The sequence below is a fragment of the Ruegeria profundi genome (genome assembly GCF_020171505.1).
Classification (GTDB): Bacteria; Pseudomonadota; Alphaproteobacteria; order Rhodobacterales; family Rhodobacteraceae; genus Ruegeria; species Ruegeria profundi.
This window is the reverse complement of the sequence record NZ_JAIUZS010000007.1, coordinates 1-17,043: the sequence shown is the minus strand read 5'-3', so window position 1 is coordinate 17,043 and position 17,043 is coordinate 1. Positions and strand designations below refer to the sequence as shown.

15 protein-coding genes and 1 tRNA gene are annotated in these 17,043 nt (G+C 57.9%); 4 read left to right on the top strand and 12 right to left on the bottom strand.

Annotated elements, in window-relative coordinates:
• Positions 1-95: 95 nt before the first annotated feature.
• Positions 96-857, bottom strand: coding sequence for an ABC transporter permease (locus LCM21_RS15580; protein ID WP_224891430.1), 762 nt, complete (start codon positions 855-857; stop codon positions 96-98).
• A complete protein-coding gene (locus LCM21_RS15575) occupies positions 854-1,783 on the bottom strand; it encodes an ABC transporter ATP-binding protein (RefSeq protein WP_224891429.1) in 930 nt (309 codons plus the stop codon). Before LCM21_RS15575 ends, LCM21_RS15580 begins: the two co-directional genes overlap by 4 nt.
• Positions 1,784-1,954: 171 nt before the next feature.
• On the opposite strand from LCM21_RS15575, the gene LCM21_RS15570 reads away from it, so the two are divergent.
• Positions 1,955-3,064: a CaiB/BaiF CoA transferase family protein gene (locus LCM21_RS15570; RefSeq protein WP_224891623.1), complete on the top strand. Its 1,110-nt coding sequence runs from the start codon at positions 1,955-1,957 to the stop codon at positions 3,062-3,064.
• Between the two features lie 61 nt (positions 3,065-3,125).
• On the opposite strand, the gene hemE is transcribed toward LCM21_RS15570, so the two are convergent.
• Positions 3,126-4,160, bottom strand: coding sequence for a uroporphyrinogen decarboxylase (hemE, locus tag LCM21_RS15565; protein WP_224891428.1), 1,035 nt, complete (start codon positions 4,158-4,160; stop codon positions 3,126-3,128).
• Between the two features lie 107 nt (positions 4,161-4,267).
• Between hemE and hemC the strand changes: the two genes are divergently transcribed.
• Positions 4,268-5,227, top strand: coding sequence for a hydroxymethylbilane synthase (gene hemC, locus LCM21_RS15560; RefSeq protein WP_224891427.1), 960 nt, complete (start codon positions 4,268-4,270; stop codon positions 5,225-5,227).
• A gap of 221 nt (positions 5,228-5,448) precedes the next feature.
• Here hemC and LCM21_RS15555 read toward each other — a convergent pair whose 3' ends face one another.
• From LCM21_RS15555 to LCM21_RS15525, 7 genes are all read right to left on the bottom strand, one after another.
• A complete protein-coding gene (locus LCM21_RS15555) occupies positions 5,449-6,726 on the bottom strand; it encodes an aspartate aminotransferase family protein (RefSeq protein ID WP_224891426.1) in 1,278 nt (425 codons plus the stop codon).
• A gap of 1 nt (position 6,727) precedes the next feature.
• Positions 6,728-7,831 carry a mandelate racemase/muconate lactonizing enzyme family protein gene (locus tag LCM21_RS15550; RefSeq protein ID WP_224891425.1) on the bottom strand — a complete coding sequence of 368 codons (1,104 nt, stop codon included), beginning with the start codon at positions 7,829-7,831 and terminating at the stop codon, positions 6,728-6,730.
• A 34-nt stretch (positions 7,832-7,865) separates the two neighbouring features.
• Complete coding sequence (locus LCM21_RS15545; protein WP_224891424.1) at positions 7,866-8,255, bottom strand: hypothetical protein; 390 nt, start codon at positions 8,253-8,255, stop codon at positions 7,866-7,868.
• A gap of 96 nt (positions 8,256-8,351) precedes the next feature.
• Positions 8,352-9,461: a mandelate racemase/muconate lactonizing enzyme family protein gene (locus tag LCM21_RS15540; protein WP_224891423.1), complete on the bottom strand. Its 1,110-nt coding sequence runs from the start codon at positions 9,459-9,461 to the stop codon at positions 8,352-8,354.
• Complete coding sequence (locus LCM21_RS15535) at positions 9,458-10,564, bottom strand: mandelate racemase/muconate lactonizing enzyme family protein (RefSeq protein WP_224891422.1); 1,107 nt, start codon at positions 10,562-10,564, stop codon at positions 9,458-9,460. Before LCM21_RS15535 ends, LCM21_RS15540 begins: the two co-directional genes overlap by 4 nt.
• Positions 10,565-10,577: 13 nt before the next feature.
• Complete coding sequence (locus LCM21_RS15530) at positions 10,578-11,660, bottom strand: alcohol dehydrogenase family protein (RefSeq protein WP_224891421.1); 1,083 nt, start codon at positions 11,658-11,660, stop codon at positions 10,578-10,580.
• The gene (locus tag LCM21_RS15525) at positions 11,660-14,113 is read right to left on the bottom strand and encodes an FAD-dependent oxidoreductase (protein WP_224891420.1); all 2,454 of its coding nucleotides are present in this window, start codon (positions 14,111-14,113) and stop codon (positions 11,660-11,662) included. The genes LCM21_RS15530 and LCM21_RS15525 overlap by 1 nt, the downstream gene beginning before the upstream one ends.
• Before the next feature lie 68 nt (positions 14,114-14,181).
• On the opposite strand from LCM21_RS15525, the gene LCM21_RS15520 reads away from it, so the two are divergent.
• On the top strand, positions 14,182-15,069 hold the full coding sequence (locus LCM21_RS15520) for a MurR/RpiR family transcriptional regulator (RefSeq protein ID WP_224891419.1): 888 nt from the start codon (positions 14,182-14,184) through the stop codon (positions 15,067-15,069).
• Entirely contained in the window at positions 15,066-16,154 is a 1,089-nt protein-coding gene (locus LCM21_RS15515; RefSeq protein ID WP_224891418.1) for an aromatic ring-hydroxylating oxygenase subunit alpha, read from the top strand. The genes LCM21_RS15520 and LCM21_RS15515 overlap by 4 nt, the downstream gene beginning before the upstream one ends.
• Positions 16,155-16,339: 185 nt before the next feature.
• Here LCM21_RS15515 and LCM21_RS15510 read toward each other — a convergent pair whose 3' ends face one another.
• The gene (locus LCM21_RS15510; protein WP_224891417.1) at positions 16,340-16,723 is read right to left on the bottom strand and encodes a carboxymuconolactone decarboxylase family protein; all 384 of its coding nucleotides are present in this window, start codon (positions 16,721-16,723) and stop codon (positions 16,340-16,342) included.
• A 201-nt stretch (positions 16,724-16,924) separates the two neighbouring features.
• Positions 16,925-17,001, bottom strand: a tRNA-Met gene (locus LCM21_RS15505).
• Positions 17,002-17,043: the final 42 nt, after the last annotated feature.

Genomic DNA, 17,043 nt, shown 5'->3' with positions numbered 1-17,043 from the left:
GCCCAACCGGTAAACAAGGGACCGCCGTTGCGGAATGCGCAACCCGAACAGATTTCGTTAGGTCAGAGGACAAAAATACAACTCCTGTCTGCGGGTTAGCTGCGGATGCGCCAGCCGGTTTTGAATATCCAGCCAATGATGCCAAGGCACAGGCCGGTAAAAAGAAGAATAGCCAGAAGGCTAAGCCCGATTGGCACATCCGCCATTCCATAAAAAGACCATCGAAACCCCGAAATCAGGTAAACTACGGGGTTGAACAGGGTGACTGTCTGCCAAACCGGCGGCAGCATCGAGATCGAGTAGAACGTGCCGCCTAGAAAAATCAGCGGCGTCACAACAAGTTGAGGTACCAACGACATCTGCTCGAAATTGCTGGCCCAGATGCCGATGATAAAGCCCAGCAGCGAAAAGCTTAAGCAGGTGAGGATCAGGAAAGCGGCCATCGCAATCGGGTGCTGGATACGCAAGTCCACAAAGAACGAGGCTGTCACAAGAATGACCACACCAACAAACAACGCTTTTGTTGCCGCCGCGCCCACATAGCCAATCACGATCTCGATAAAGTTAACAGGAGCCGAAAGCAGTTCGTAAATCGTGCCAAGAAATTTGGGAAAGTAGATACCAAAGGACGCGTTCGATATGGCAAGCAGCACGACTGACAACATGATCAGCCCCGGCACGATGAAAGCGCCATAAGAAACCCCTTCAACCTCCTGGATGCGGCTGCCGATGGCAGTGCCAAACACCACGAAGTACAGCGATGTCGAAAGGACCGGAGACAGAAAGCTCTGCGCCAAGGTGCGAAAGAACCGGGCCATTTCAAAGCGGTATATGGCGGCAATGGCGGACCAGTTCATGCGGGTTCTCCGGACACCAGATTGACAAAAATCTCTTCCAGGCTCGACTGCCGGGTTTGCACATCACGCAAAACCAGACCAGCCTGCGCCACGTCGTTCAACAAGGCGGTGATCCCTGTACGGTCTGCGTTGGTGTCATATGTATAGACAAGCGCATCGCCACTGCCGTTGAGCTCAAGGTTATGGGCCGCCAGACTGTCCGGAATAGACTGGATCGGCTCAGTCAACATCACCTCAAGGTGTTTTTTGCCCATCTGCGCCATCAAAGTGTCTTTGTCCTGCACCAGCAGCAATTCACCCTTGTCGATGACGCCAACGCGATCAGCAATTGCTTCGGCCTCTTCTATGTAATGTGTAGTTAGGATGATGGTGACGCCGGACCGTTTCAGTTCGGCCACAATCTCCCACATATCCTTGCGCAGTTCGACATCCACACCTGCGGTTGGTTCGTCCAGAAACAGCACCCGCGGTTCATGCGAAAGCGCTTTGGCGATCATCACCCGGCGTTTCATACCGCCGGACAGCTCTTTGATCGCGTTCTTGCGCTTGTCCCAAAGAGACAGTTTGCGCAGGATGTCTTCGATCCTCTCGTCGTTTCGGCTCAGCCCGAACAGGCCGCGCGACAGGCGCACCGTGTTCCAGACCTTCTCGAACGGCTCAAGGGCAATTTCTTGCGGCACCAATCCAATCATCCGACGCGCGGCGCGAAAATCAGTTTGAATATCGTGGCCTCCTACCGTCACTGCCCCCGAGGTCGGCGTGGTGATGCCACAGATCGTCGAAATAAGTGTCGTCTTGCCCGCCCCGTTGGGCCCCAGCAGCGCCAGAATTTCCCCCTGCTCGATCTCCAACGAGACACCTTTCAACGCCTCAAACCCGTCGGCGTAGGATTTGCGCAGGTCCTTGATAGATAGAATGGTCGTCATGCAGGTTCCTTATTCTGGCGGCGACCCTAACCCGCTCGTCGTGCACAGAACAGGTCAATTCCGCACATCGTCCTGCGCTTTTTTGAATTGGAGGAGCCTGTGTTGCATACAACTGGGGTCTTGCAATTCGCGGACGATCCCGAAACCCTGCGCCAAAATGAAAGGGGCACAATGCTGAACGGTTACAGGATCCTAGAGTTCGAGGGGCTGGGCCCGGCTCCTTTCGCGGCGATGCTATTGGCGGATATGGGCGCAGACGTCATAACCGTTCACCGAAAGGGGCAAGCCGTAACGCCCGGCATGCCAGAGCGTTCGGTGCTCGACCGCGGTAAACGGTCGATTGATCTCGATCTAAAAGACGCAGGCGATCTTGAGATTGCGAAACGTCTGATCGCACGGGCCGATGGGCTGATCGAAGGATTTCGCCCCGGCGTGATGGAAAAACTCGGCCTAAGCCCCGAAAAATGTCATGCGTTGAACCCAAAGCTGGTCTATGGCCGGATGACCGGCTGGGGGCAGGACAGCCCCCTTTCAGGTGCTGCCGGACACGATCTGAACTATATCGCCCTGTCCGGTGCGCTTTGGTATGCGTCTCAACCGGGTCAGCCCCCGCAAACCCCGGCAACGCTTGTTGGTGACATCGGCGGTGGGGCTTTGTATCTTGTTGCGGGCCTTCTGGCCGGGCTTCTGAATGCGCAGAAAACGGGTGAAGGAACGGTGGTCGACGCCGCAATTTATGACGGCTCGGCCCATATGATGAACCTGCTGATGAGCCTTGGCCAGACGGGCAACCTGTCGGAATCGCGCGGGCAGAGCCTGCTGGATGGCCCTCATTGGAGCCGGACCTACACCTGCGCCGATGGCGGGTTCGTAACGGTGCAGTGTCTGGAACCCAAATTCTACGACCTGTTTCTGCAAAAACTGGGCTTGTCCGAAGACCCTGACTTCCAGCAACAATACAATCGCGCAATCTGGCCCGCCCTCACACAACGCCTGACCGAAATCTTTGCCAGCCAACCGCGTGATCATTGGGCAGATCTCTTCGACGGCGCCGATGCTTGCGTTGCGCCCGTCCTCAGCCCGACCGAAGCACATGCCCACCCGATGAACACTGCCCGCCAAACATGGCGCAGTACAGATGGCACCCTTCAAGCCGCCGCCGCCCCCAGATTTTCAACTTCTGAATGGCGCCCCAAACCCAGCCCCAGACGCGGAGAACACCGTCAGGACATCCTGAACGAGTTTGACGCACAACAGGTATCCCCCTCTTCATCTGGCTAAAAATATCCCGGGGGATGAATTGGCCTCAGGCCAAGAAGGGGGCTGGCCCCCCTTCCCTTGCCTACCGCCCGCGGACTGTGTCGATCATCAACTGAACATTCTCTGGGTCTGCGTCCGGTGTAATCCCGTGACCAAGGTTGAAGATATGTGGACCATTCGAGAATGCCTGGACGATCCGCCGCGTCTCATCCACCAATGCCTGTCCGCCGGTTACCATATGGGACGAGGCCAGATTGCCCTGAACGCAACCGTCGACCTGCACATGCTCGGCCGCCCATTCCGGCGACACCGAATTGTCCAGCGCAACGCAGTCCACACCGGTTGCCTTGGCGAAACCGATATAGCCATCCCCGGCTTCACGGGGGAAGCCAATCACCGGGATACCGGGATGGCGTGCCTTGATGGCTTGTGTAATCACCCGGCAAGGCTCGACCGCGTATTTCTGGAATGCATCACCCTTCAGCGATCCGGCCCAGCTGTCAAAGATCTTGACCACCTCGGCCCCTGCGTCGATCTGGGCCGAAAGATACTCGATCGTGGCCAACGTGATCCGATCCAATAGCGCCTCGAACAACGCGGTGTTTTCCTCACGCAGCGCGTGGGCTGGACCTTGATCCGGTGTGCCGCGCCCTGCGATCATATAGGTCGCCACGGTCCAGGGCGCGCCGGCGAACCCGATCAGCGTTGTCTCGGACGGCAATTCCCTCGAAAGGATGCGCACCGTTTCATAGACCGGTGACAAAGTCTCATGAATGGTCTCAACCGATTTCAGCGCGTCAAAGTCCGATTGCTGCGTGATGGTCGACAAGCGCGGGCCTTCCCCGGTCACGAACCACAACTCAGCACCCAGCGCCTGTGGCACCAACAATATGTCTGCAAACAGGATGGCCGCATCGAACCCATAGCGTCGAATGGGCTGAAGCGTGACCTCGGCCGCCAGTTCAGGGTTGTAGCACAGCGACAGAAAATCGCCGGCTTGCGCGCGGGTTGCGCGATATTCGGGCAGATACCGCCCGGCCTGGCGCATCATCCAGATCGGCGGCACATCCTGCACCTCACCCGCCAGCGCCCGAAGCAGTTTCTTTGTCTCGGCCATATTTGCCCCCAATCGTGTCGGTCATTGGAACGGGTCCGTCTTCGGCGGCAATTTGTCAAGCTCTGCCCCCATTGTCAGGGCAATGTGACGCGACTAAAGCTAGGCATATGACACTGACCCTGCCCAATCCCGACTCACCGCTGAAAATTGGCACACGTGGTTCGCCACTAGCCTTGGCGCAAGCTTATGAGACCCGGCAAAGGCTGGGTTCGGCCTTTGACCTGCCAGACGATGCGTTCGAAATCGTGGTGATCAAAACCACGGGCGACAACCGGGCCATGATCGACGCGGACCGACCTTTGAAAGAGATCGGCAACAAGGGTCTGTTCACCAAAGAAATCGAAGAAGCGATGTTGCGCGGCGCAATCGACATCGCGGTGCATTCCACCAAGGACATGCCAGTAAAACAGCCCGAGGGGTTGGTGTTGGACACATTCCTGCCGCGCGAGGATGTGCGCGATGCGTTTATCTCACCCAAGCTCAATTCGATCCACGATCTGCCACAGGGAGCGGTGGTCGGTACCTCATCACTGCGCCGCCGGGCACAGCTGCTGAACCGGCGGCCCGACCTGGAAGTGGTTGAATTTCGTGGCAACGTGCAGACCAGACTGAAGAAACTGGCGGATGGTGTGGCCGATTGTACCTTTCTGGCCATGGCAGGCATACGCCGCCTGAATATGGAAGACGTGCCCGCCACGGCGATCGCGCCTGAACAGATGTTACCGGCCATTGCACAGGGCACAATCGGTATCGAACGCCGCAACGACGATTCGCGTGCAGCGGGTATGCTTGAGGCAATCCACGATACCGAAACCGGTCAACGCCTGGTCGCTGAACGTGCTTTGCTTGCCGCGTTGGACGGGTCTTGTGAAACACCCATCGCCGGTCTGGCCGAGATACAGGGCGACACCCTGCGCCTGCGCGGTGAAGTTCTACGCCCGGATGGTTCAGAGGCGATTTCCGAAGACATCTCTGGCACTATCGCCGATGCAGCGGAAATGGGGCGCAAAATGGCGGAGTCGCTTCTGAGAAAAGCAGGACCCGGGTTCTTTGATTGGAGAAATTGAGAAAAATTTGAGTAATGTGAATTACTTCACTGTAGATTCTCTGCCAATCTGGCATCAAGGTGGCATACCGATAAGATCAGGGGGCTGTCTCAATAAAGTCGAAAGTTTTTCAGTACATTCGCTTAAGTGGTATTCGAGGGGGCGAGATTGCACCAAACTGCAGATCGGTTAGGGCCGCTGTCATATTTCGACAGCGGCCCATTTCTTTTCTCTGAGGTGCGTCACGCTGCGCTGATTGCGTCTACTGCTTTTTCAACGGCTGCGCGGGTCTGATCCAGATCGGCCTCCGTCACCGCTAGTGACGGATAAAGCTTGCCGGGGGATTTGAAGATACCGTGCGCGCGCAACGTATCGTTGTAGAGTGTGTTGCGGTGTGGATCGTCATGTTTCGCACTGCGATAGTCACGACAGGCAGCATCGGTGAAATAGATATCGAACAGTGTCTCATCGCCGCAAACCTCATGCGGAATGCCAGCCTTTGTCAGCGCATCCACTTGCATCTGCTGCAATGCCGCACCCGTCGCGCGCAATTGGTCGTAAACACCGTCGCGCCGCAATACTTCCATGGTTTTGAGACCCGCGACCGATGCCACGGGATTGCCGGACAAGGTCCCCAACTGCATCAGCCAGCCTTCCTCACCCACTTGCGCTTTGTCGAAATGCTTCATGATCTCGGCACTGGCGCCCAGCGCGGCCAAAGGGAAACCACCGCCGGTAATCTTACCAAGGGTACAAATATCAGGCGTGACGCCGTATTTTTCCTGAGCACCGCCATAGGCCAGACGGAAACCGGTGACGATCTCATCAAAGATCAGCAGAACATCGTGTTTGTCGCACAGGTCCCGCAGCCCCTGAAGATACCCGGGCAAAGGTGCAATGATCCGCTGCAACGGCTCGACCATGATCGCGGCGACATCGTCATGTTCATCCAGCAGGGCCGACACGGCATCCAGATCGTTGAAGGGCGCGATCAGCATTTGCTCGGCCACACCTTCGGGGATACCGGCGCTATCGGGTACGGCCTGTGGAAAGTTGACCTGGCGACTTGGGGCAAGGCTCATCTGCGCCTCCGCGCTCATCCCGTGATAACCGCCTTCGAATTTAAGTATCTTATTGCGGCCGGTATAGGCGCGGGCCAGACGGATTGCGTACATGTCCGCCTCACCACCCGACGCGACAAAGCGGATTTGTTCACAGCATGGAACCGCGTCAATGATCGCCTCGGCCAGCTCAATGCCTTTGGCGTTGTTGGCAAAGAAGGTCATGCCTTTGGGCAGTTGTTCCAGCACGGCCTCAATCACTTCGGGGTGGCCGTGACCCAGCAGCATTGGACCCGACCCAATCAGATAGTCGATATATTCATTTCCATCCTCGTCCCAGACATGGCTGCCTTCGCCACGTGCAATGATGATACCGGGGTCGAAATTGCCAAATCCCCCGGCGGGCAAGACGGCGTTCGCGCGGGCGATCCATTCGGCTTGAGTATTGATTTTCAGCATTTCACACGATCTCCGATACAGGGGAACCTAGGATATCCGGGTCTGGCGCAACACCTAACCCCGGCCCGTCTGGCGGGGCAATCCTGCCATTCACACGGTTTGGTGCATCCGGGCAGATGCGCGGCGCAACATAAGACGACAGATCACAGGTGTTCAACAAAGATCCATGTGGAGTCGACGCCGCAAAGTGCAGTGACGCCGCCGTCACGATGTCTGACCCCCAGGTGCATTCGGCACAGATCTCGGCCCCCAGATGGACGGTCAGGTCGCGCGCGCGTCGCATGGCTGAGAGCCCACCAAACTTGGACAGTTTCAGCGCGACCGCGTCCAGACAACCCAGCTCGTACGCGCGCAAAAGCGAGGCCAGATCACATGCGTTCTCGTCAATCTTCATCGGCAATCCGGTTGCCTGCCGAACAGCAGCACAGTCTTCAAGCGTTTTGCAGGGCTGCTCCAGCATGATGTCCAGATGGGCAACCGCCCGTCCCGTGCGCGTTGCTTGCAGCCGCGACGCCCCGCAATTCCAATCGCCATAAACCAGCGGTCCCTGCCCCACGGCCTCACGCACCTTGATCAAACGTTCGGCATCGGCCTGCCAGTCGCCTTCGACACCCAGCTTGACCTGGAACTGGCGAATGCCGGACTGGTAAGCTGCCTCAGCGATCCGGGCCATGTCATCCGGCGCGATGCAGGTGATCGAGTGGTAAAGCGGCATGTCCTTCCGCGTCCGTCCACCCAGCAGAGCATAAACCGGCTGACCTGTGGCCTTCCCGAACAGGTCCCAAAGGGCGATATCGACGATGGATTTTACATATTGGTGACCCGGAAGAAATCCGTCCAGCTTGCGCATCGGCGCATCCACACCAAACGGGGACATTCCAAGGATTTCCGGCCCCATTTCCGCAACAGCAGCCGGTACTCCACCGGCATACGCAGGCAGGTAATGGGGGATTGGGCAAACCTCGCCCCAGCCTTTCAAACCTGTATCCGTCTCAAGGCACAGGACATGAGAGGTCACGGTCGCGCAGGTCTTGCCCTCGGACATGTGATAGGTCTCATGGCTGGTCAGCTCGACGGACCAAAGCGTTATCTTGTTGATCTTCATTGCTCCGCCCCCACGAAGTGGAGCGGTAAATTGCTTAGTTCCAACCCCGCAGTTTTACTGGCCGCCCGGTAACCAGTTTCCAAAGTGTATAGACAGCCCAAACCCATCCGGCGATCGCTGCGATCAACCACCCCACCATGAAAAGAGATGCCCCACCCTCGGTCGAGCTGAAGTTTGAGACGGCCATAGCGATATCCGCTGTCCACGCGGTAAGCCAACCGAACAGGAAAACCGCCGAAAACACGCGCATTCCAAAAGACATTTCCGATTTGTCGTTTCGCTGCCCCCCATCGTTGCCGCGCGGTAGTGTCTCTGGATTGCCGACGATTGCTTTTTCGTTTTCGCGTTTGCGTATTCCGTTCCGACCGATCAACACCCCAATGCTCAGCGCGATGATCGCAGCAATCAGATGTGTAACATCCATTATTCGTCCAATTTTTATCTTTTGATATCAGAAGTATAAAAGGAAATTGCCATAATTTCAATCTCTTAGAATAAAATTGCATATCAGTCTCTCGCTTCAAACCCTATATTCCGCGACAGCCGCACCCAACGCGTCTTCGTCGGGATACACGCCAAGTCCGGGAACCTCTGGCAGGTACAAGTGACCGTCGATATTGCGCGGACCGCGTCCACCGGCAATGTCCACTGTGATCATGTCCTGACAGGCCCAGACGGCGTGGCAGTTTTCGTCGGGAATGGTCGCGGCCAGGTGCAGCGCCTCGGTATCGGCCAGGACCGAGCCGCCGGTGGCCATCACGAACATGTCAATGCCATGCGCCAGCGCGATATCCCGCATCCGCGCGGCCTTGGTCAGCCCGCCAACGCGGTTTAGCTTGATCCCGAACACCTCAGCCAGCCCATCACGCGCAATACGGGCGGCATCTTGCAAGGTGACAAGGCTTTCATCCACCGAAACGGGCGAGGCATGACGGCCCGATATCGCCGCGATATCGTCCAGCGTTTCACACGGCTGTTCGAACATGACGTTCAGGTCCTCACAGGTGCTCATCACCCGCAGGGCCTGCTGCCGGGTCCAACCCCGGTTGATATCATAGAGGACGATCTCGCCCGGTTTGCGGATGCTTTCGACATCTCGAATACGTGCGATATCGCGTTCAACATTGCCGCCGATCTTTACCGAGTGTGCGACATACCCCCGACTGCGATACCGTTCGATCACCGTGCGGGTTTCTTCGATGGTTTTAGCCCCCACCGACGACGCAATCGGGCGCGGCGTGCGCGACCCTCCTCCCATCAGATCAGCAATTGGCAAACCCGCTGCCTGCCCTGCAACATCCCAGCAGGCCATATCGATTGGACTTTTGGCATAGAGGTGGCCGGGCAAGGCGGTATCCATCGCGCGCTCAACCACCAGCAGCTTGCGCGGATCAAGGCCCAGAATGGACGGGGCCATCGTCTGAATGCCTGCACGGATACCCGGGCCATGCGCGGGTACGTAGGTGTGGCCCCAAGGGGTACCTTCACCCCAGCCGACCAGCCCTGCATCTGTTTCGATCTTTACAATCGTTGCGTCGAGCGTTTCGAACTTCAGCCGTCCGCCGGACAACCAATAGGGATGCTCCAAAGGCAGGTCGACTTGGTAAACGGTGATCGATTTTATCTTCATGACACATACTCCGCCACCGGCGCACCCAGGCTTTCGAAATCAGGCTTCACACCAAGTCCGGGCGCATCCGGGGCATAAAGCTTGCCATCCTGCGACGTTGCCCCGCCAATTCCGGTGGATCGCGTATTGTAGTTCATCAGATCGGTTGTGTTCTGCAGATATTCGGGTGGGGTGGAGGCCGCAAAATGCGCAACGACTGAGGTCGCGATCTCACCACCCCATGTATCCTCGCTGACCACGGGAATTCGGTTATCAATCAGAAAGTCCCGCACCCGCCGCGCCTTACTGAGCCCGCCGAGGTTCGAAATTTTCAGACAGCAAATCTCGGCCCCGCGATCCGCAACGATCCGCTGGGCCATCTGGATGTCGGTAATGCATTCATCCAGCTTCATCGGCTGTTCGGCCACGCGGCGCACTTGCTGGCATTCCTCGTAGGTGCGGCAGGGCTGCTCCAGAATAAAGTCCAGATCACGCATCGCCCGTGCCACCCGAATGGCGTTGTCCACGCGCCAGCCCTGATTGGCATCGGCCATCGCCTTTTCGCCTGGTTTCAGCAAAGGAACGGTGGCGCGGATGCGGTCAATGTCTGCGGCCAAGTCGCCGCCGACCTTGATTTGAAACTGCCTGTAGCCCTGATCGCGATAAGCGTTCATCTCGGCAATAGTCTCATCCACCGCTTTCTGCGGCGCGACCCGGTACATCGGTGCGCCATCGGTCAGTTTGCCGCCCAGCAGCATCCAGACCGGCTGATCGCAAGCTTGCCCTAAAACATCCCAACAGGCCGCATCAAACGGCGCCTTGGCATAGCCGTGACCCTGCACCAGATGGTCCATCAGTTGCTCAATCCGACCTACGTGCCGAGGATCCTCCCCCAGCAGTTTCGGAGCCAGCAGACGCGCCAGCGATGCCACACCTTGGGAATGCGCGACCATGTAGTTTTCACCGCAAGGTGTGAACTCACCACAACCCTGCAACCCGGCATCAGTGTCTATCACCACGACCGAGGCGATGGCCGTTTCGATCGCATTGCCCGCACCCCAGACATAGGCACCACCCACATAGGGCAGCCCGGTCTGGTAGATGCGGATGCGGGTGATTTTCATGCGGCATCCAATGTCATGGGATCACCACTATGTTGCCGGTATGCTGTTTTGCAATGAAAGCAGCCTGAGCGTCGCGCAGATTCTCTAACGGATAGGTCGCGGCAAGGGCGGGCTTGATCTGACCGGTCTCTATGTATTTCACGATGTTCCGCATTACCTGTGGGTCGATCACGGTCGAGCCGGTAAAGGTCAGGTCGCGCAAGTAGAATGTGCGCAGGTCGAACTCGACCATCGGACCGGCAATCGCGCCGGAACAGGTATAGCGCCCGCCGCGTTCCAGAATGTCGATCAGATTCGGCCAGTATGGCCCACCAACCACATCCGCGACCACGGTTACCTTTTCTTCACCAAGGGCCGCGCGCAGGTTCTCTGGCGCACGGGGTAGGATGCGGTCTGGCCCCAGCTTGGCAACATCGGGATGCTTTAACTCGGACGCCATCGCAATCACCCGCGCACCGCGCCGTTTGGCAAGCTGGACCAGAGCACCGCCAACACCGCCCGAGGCGCCGGGCACCAGCACCGTATCCCTGTCCATCACGTTGGCGCGGGTCAGCATGCCCTCGGCAGTTGAATAGGAGCAGGAAAACGTCGCCAGTTCGGCATCTGACAGGTTGGATTTGATTGGAAGTGCGTTTACCGCGGGCGTTGTCGCGTATTCGGCAAAACCACCATCGCGTTCTGAGCCATAGTAGCCTGTCTTGTCCATGTTTTCCGGATCATTCGGATCGCGCAGCCAGCCATCGGTGATGACGCGTTGACCGATGCGGGCGCTGTAGACACCTGCACCGACAGCTACGATTTCTCCGCAGATATCAGCCCCCTGAATGCGCGGAAAGGTGATCGGATTGCCGCCCCAAGTCGGGTCGTCCTCACCCACCTTTTCAAACGCGCCGCCGGTTGTCGCGTCTGTGACGGTCTTAGAATACCAGCCCGAGCGCGTGTTCACGTCCGTATTGTTCAGACCACAGGCGGCGACCTTGATCAGTACCTCTCCTTCTGCGGGTTCAGGGCGCGGCCAGTCGGTGTGCAGCACCATTTGCTCTAACCCGCCATGGCCCATTGTGACCATGGCCCTCATTGTATTTGGCAGGGCCATCAGGCGGTCTCGAATGCGGCGTCGGTGCGCGGCAGCAGGCTTTGCGGATCATAGGCCGGTTCGCCCAGCACACGCGCAGTTCGGGGTTTACCGTGGATCACCACCTGCAGCGCGGTTCCGGGCCGCGCCGCCTGGGGCTTGAGATAGGCAAAGGCCAAAATTTTGCCGACCGTATGGCCATAGGCAACCGAAGCGGTCGATCCCACAACGCGCCCATCCAGCATCACGGCTTCGCCGCCATGCCCGTCGGCCAGGCCGTCTGGCTCGATCTCGAGATACGCGCAAATCCAGGGCAGATCGGTGTTCAGGGTTTTGTCCTTGCCCAGATACTCCTTGTCGGTGCGGGCAAAGCGCAGCACGTCGGCCTCGGCCAGCGTGACCTCATTGGTTAATTCCCCAGCGCCTTTGAACCCTTTCTCCATCCGCATCACGTTCATGGCAAAGCTGCCGTAGTCGGCGATGCCATGCGGCTCACCTGCTGCCCAGAGCGCATTGTAGACGTCGAGGCAGGCGGCGTCGGGCATGTGAAGTTCCCACCCCAACTCACCGGCATAGGACATGCGGAAGGCCCAGACCTTGTGGCCTGCAATGGTGATCTCTTGCGCGGACAGCCAGCGGAACCCGGCATTGGTTAGGTCAGCATCGGTGCAGCGCGCCAGCACGTCCCGCGACCGGGGGCCGTTCAGCGACAGGGCAGACCAATCAGCGGACAGAGCAGAGATCTGCACATCCTCATCCGCGCGCTGTTGCGCAAGGTGATCCAGCAGGCGTTGTTCGAAAAAGGCGGCACAGACCAGATAGAATCGATCCTCGGCCATGCGAACGATGGTGGTCTCTAACTCGATCCTGCCACGCCGGTTCAGCATGTGGGTCAGGGTGATCGAGCCGACCTTTTGCGGCATCCGGTTGGCTGTCAACCGGTCCAGCAGGGCGTAAGCGTCCGGCCCCGAAACCTCGACCTTAGTGAAGGCGGTGACATCCATGATCCCGACGCGTTCGCGCACCGCCTTGACCTCAACCGCGACCATATCGTCGGCGGGCGTCCGGCGGAAGGAATAATGATCGCGCTGCTCGACGCCATCCCGCGCGAACCAGCGGGGACGTTCAAAACCGTAGACCTCTTCATGCACCGCGCCCTTGGTTTTCAACAGCTCATACAGCGGCGACGGCTTGATCGGACGCCCCTCCAAACGGTTGAAATGCGGGAACGGGATCTCGTGGCGCAGGCAATAGTCCTCCTCGGCCTTGATCACCTGCCAATCCTTGGTCGCATAGCTGCCGAAACGGCGCGGATCGAATTCGCGCATCGAGATATCCGCTGCCCCGTGAACCATCCAGCGCGCTAGCTCGCGAGTCAGACCCGGCCCCCAGCCGATGCCGATCTGTGTCCCGCAACAGCACCAGTAATTCCGCACGCCCGGCGCGGGACCGATCAGAGGGTTTCCATCCGGCGGATGCGAAATCGCCCCATGCACGTCGCGCTGAATGCCCAACTCGGCAAAGATCGGCATCTGGTTCAGGCTTTCTTCAAGCCACGGCATTACCCGGTCATAATCCGCATCGAACAGCCAGTTTTCATATTCCCACGGGCAATGGTCGTGCCAGACCGAATTCGGATTCTCTTTCTCATAGATCCCGATCAGCCCGCGCTGCTGCTCCATCCGGATATAGCCCGAGACCTTGCGGTCATCGCGGATCACCGGCAGCTCCTTATCCAGGTTCTGAAACTCTGGCACAGGCTCGGTCACGAAGTAATGGTGCGTCATCGAGGTCATCGGCAGTTGCAGCCCCGACCATTCGCCCATTTGCCTTGCATAGGTACCACCGGCGTTCACCACGTGCTCACAGGTGATGGTGCCCATCTCGGTTTCAACCACCCATTCGCCACTGTCGGCCTGCGTGATGTTGGTGGCGCGGCAGTTGCGGACGATGCGCACGCCTTTCTGACGTGCCCCGGCTGCCATCGCCATGGTCACGTTGGTCGGGTCAACATGGCCGTCATCGGGCGTGTAAAGTGCGCCCAAAACGCCTTCGAGATTGTAGAACGGGTGCAGCTCGGCCACCTTTTCAGGGCCGACAAGTTCGATATTGAACCCCAACGACCGGCCCACCGACAGGGTGTGGCGCAGCCAGTCCATCTCATCCTCGGTATAGGCCAGACGGAAGGAACCGCAGCCATGCCACGTTACCGGTTGACCCGTTTCAGCCTCTAACGCGCCCGAATAGAGACCGATATTGTAGTCGACGCATTTGCCCAGCCCAAAGCTTGAGGTCGAATGCGTGATCTGGCCCGCCGCGTGCCACGTACTGCCACTGGTCAGCTCAGCCTTTTCCAGAAGAACGGTATCACCGCCCCACCCTTCATGCGCCAGGTGATAAGCCAGACCGACCCCCATGACACCTCCGCCCACGATGACGACGCGGGCATGTGACGGCAAATGTTTCTCTGACATGATTTTTCCTCTTCCCGAGTCGAGTTTCTGCTCGACACGCTAATTCCACATTTGTACCATCGTCAATCATGAATGACACAAATGTATCAAATACGGTTCTCGACCGATTGTCGCGCGAATGGGAAGCCCTGACGCCCGAAGCGCAGAAAGCCGCGCGTTACGTGCTGGAAAACCCAACGGATGTTGGGGTTTCAACGGTGCGCGAGATCGCCGAGGCCGCCAACGTCAAACCGAACACCTTCGTGCGCATGGCCCGACAGGTGGGGTTCGAGGGTTACGAGGATTTCCGCGCACCCTTCCGCGATGCGATTCGTAAAGGCACGGTCTCGTTTCCCGACCGCGCCCGTTGGCTGCAGGATATAGGCAAGTCCGGCGAACTGGGCGGGCTCTATGCCGACATGGTCGGTGCCGCGATCCGCAATATCGAAGAAACCTTTGCAGGGATTGATGCCCAGCGCCTTGAGAAAGCCGCCGAAACGATCTGGACTTCGCGACAGGTGTTCACGCTGGGCGTCGGCGTCAACAATTCGAACGCGCGCAATTTCACTTATCTTGCTTCGACGGGCATGAAGCAATTCCATGCCATCCCCAGACCCGGCTCCACACCGGTGGACGATCTGGCCTGGGCTGATGAACAGGACGTGCTGATTGCCATTACATGCCATCCCTACCGCACCGAGGTAATTGAGGCGATCAAACTAGCGCGGCAACAAGGTTTAACGGTCATCGGCATTTCCGACAGCCCGGCCAGCCCGGTCATACTAAACGCGCAGCACGGTTTTGTCGTGGCCGCCGATACACCGCAATTCTTCCCGTCATCCGTTTCAACCATCGCTTTGCTGGAAACGCTGCTGTCTTTCGTGATTGCGCTTTCCAGCGATGAGATCGTCGAGCGCGTGGCACGATTTCACCAACGCAGACACCAACTAGGCCTCTACGCGGAGGAGCCCGAATGAACGCACCGCTGACCCATTCCCTGGACGCCCGGTACTATACCGATCCTGCAATTTTCGAGCGCGAGATGCAGGGGCTTCTGGCGCGAACGTGGCAGTTTGCAGGCCATGTGGCGCAGGTGCGGGAAACGGGTGACTATTTTGCGTTCGAGATCGCCGGGCAGAACCTGTTCTGTATCCGCGGACGCGATGGCGAAATCCGCACTTTTTACAATGTCTGCCAGCACCGTGCGCATGAAATGGTAACGGGTGCGGGAAACACCCGCGTCGTCGTCTGCCCTTATCATGCTTGGACGTATGAGCTGTCCGGCCAACTGCGCGCCGGACCCAATATCAAATCTGTACCCGGCTTTGACCGCAGCGCGATCTGCCTGACCGCGGTCCGAACCGAGGTGTTCAACGGTTTCATCTTCGTGAATCTTGATGACGCCGCCGCCCCGATGGATGAGTGGTACCCCGGCGTCCGCGAAGAAATCCGCGCTTTTGTGCCTCAGATTGACGATCTCGAACCATTGGAATGGGTCGAAATACCCGAAAACTGCAACTGGAAAGTCAGTGTCGAGAATTACTCGGAATGCTACCACTGCCCGACCAATCACCCGACCTTCGCCGAGGGTGTGGTTAAACCCGAGACCTATGACATCCAGCCCGACGCGAACGGCGGCTATGTTCTGCGTCACACAACCGAATGTCAGAGCCTCGACAAGATGACCTATCCTATCGACCTGACTGTGCCCCATGCGGGCGATTATCAGTCTTGGTTCCTGTGGCCGATGTTTTCGTTCCAGTGCTACCCGGGCAATGTGTTGAACACTTATCACTGGCGCGCGAAGGACGCGGACCACTGTACCGTTTTCCGGGGGTGGTACACAGAAGGCGGTTCAGAAAGCGCAGTGATCCGGCAACTGGCCGTGCAGGACCGTGAGACCACGGTCGAGGAAGATATCCGCCTTGTTGAAAGCGTCCACCGCGGCCTCAAGTCACGCGGCTATCGCCCCGGTCCGCTGGTGCTGGATCCGGGATGCGGGGTGATGTCAGAACATTCAATCGCCCGGCTGCAACAGTGGATGCGCGAAGCCGTAGATTAACATGCCAAGGGGTCTGCCCAGCCACCACTAAGAACGGACACCTTTGGCGTCGATTTCCTGTGCTTTCGTCAGGAAAGCCGCGTAATCCCATCGCTGGGCATCAGAAAACAAATGTTTCAACCTAACTAGAAGGGCGCGCGGACGCTGTCACTGTGTTGTCGCTTAATGTTTGACTGCTTTTGGTGTTAGCTGGCATCCAACACTTTACGGGCAACGCGAAAACACTCCAGCGCCTGTGGAACGCCGCAATAAATCCCGACAACGTGAATGATGGCCCTGATTTCCTCTTTTGACACACCGTTGTTGATCGCGCCTTTGCAGTGGATTTCCCATTCATGCGTTTTTCCCAAGGCACCAATCATCGCCAGGTTCATCATCGACCGGGTCTTGGCATCAATCACGTCATCACCCCAGCCGAACCCCCAGCACCAGGCTGTCATCGCTTCTTGAAATGGGCGGGTGAAGTCATCGGCAGCCGCCAGGTTCTTTTCCACATATTCCGCACCCAAGGTGCCTTTGCGTTGCTCTAACCCTTTCAGAAAAAGGTCTTCGTCGAAAATATCGGCCATGAATGGTCTCCGGTTCTTCAGCGCTTAATTGAAACCAATGCAATTTTGGGGCCGCAGCGCAAGACCTTGCCGAAAGTGTCTTGTCGCAATCCAGTCGGCAGTGCTTTCTAAACGGTCGCCCATCGGTGTCGTGAAGACGTTAAGCGATTGATCCGGTGGATCAATTGTAGTCTGAACGGGCTGCTTTTTATTTTCTGACGCTGGTTGCGGGAGCAGGATTTGAACCTGCGACCTTCAGGTTATGAGCCTGACGAGCTACCGGGCTGCTCCATCCCGCGACACTTTGGTTTGGTCTACCGCCTATTTGGCTGTTTGAGACC